An 811-nucleotide genomic window follows, 5' to 3' on the forward strand; every position below is an offset into this window, starting at 1 on the left:
AAAGCTACTCCACGTGATAACACTGTAATTGAAAACTTTTTCGGCCAAATGAAAACTATCTTACAACATCAACATCCTTTTTTATTTCAAAAATCACCTGAAAAAGTTAAAAAAATAATCAATTATTTCCCTAAATTTTGGAACAATCAATGGATTTTAGCTAAATTAAATTATTCATCACCTTCTCAATATTGTTCCAAAAGTTTAGACACTATTTACTTTAAAAATTTTCCTTGAATATTGTAGGCGATTAAAGAACCATTAAAAAAAAATACCAACTTTTAAGTTGGTTTCCTTATTGTTTCTAAATACTAAAAAATATTTTTCTTATTAAATAATAAAAAAAGGAGATTAAAATGGCGAGAAATTACAGACGTTCTTATTTCAGTAAAAAATCTTTTAGAAGAAATAAATTAACTTTAGGCAGTTTTTTTACATATTGGATTTTACCTACATTAGGCATTGTTATTCCTTTGATTGTTTATTTTGCTTCAAAAGGTTATTTATCAATAGCTAAATAATAAAAAGGAGGATAAAAAAATGACTTTAAGACAAATATTAATTTTAATTGCTCTTGGTTGTATTTTTATATTTGCAGCTTATAAACTTGGTTTTATTGTTCCTGATGCAACTAAAATTACATGGATTAAATAATGAGTGTTTTTTTAAAAAAACACTCATTAAGGGATAATATATTAATAAATTAAGTTAAAATTAAGGATTTTTTTAAAATGGATAAACAACAAAAAAAAGAATTTTACGAACATTGTCAATGTTGCGGAAGTGATTTGGGAATGAATATAAATGATAT

2 protein-coding genes are annotated in these 811 nt (G+C 23.7%); both read left to right on the top strand.

Going from position 1 to position 811, the window contains the following annotated elements:
- Positions 1 to 237 (top strand): IS3 family transposase (locus BBA70_RS00855; RefSeq protein WP_252861471.1); only part of this gene is annotated, 237 nt, incomplete at its 5' end.
- Between the two features lie 119 nt (positions 238 to 356).
- Positions 357 to 521, top strand: coding sequence for a hypothetical protein (locus tag BBA70_RS00860; RefSeq protein WP_011412364.1), 165 nt, complete (start codon positions 357 to 359; stop codon positions 519 to 521).
- Positions 522 to 811: the final 290 nt, after the last annotated feature.

This window comes from New Jersey aster yellows phytoplasma, from assembly GCF_002554195.1.
GTDB lineage: Bacteria > Bacillota_I > Bacilli_A > Acholeplasmatales > Acholeplasmataceae > Phytoplasma.

Excerpts from the sequence above, each read along its gene's own strand:
- BBA70_RS00860 (WP_011412364.1), top strand. The coding sequence starts at position 357 with ATGGCGAGAAATTACAGACGTTCTTATTTCAGTAAAAAATCTTTTAGA.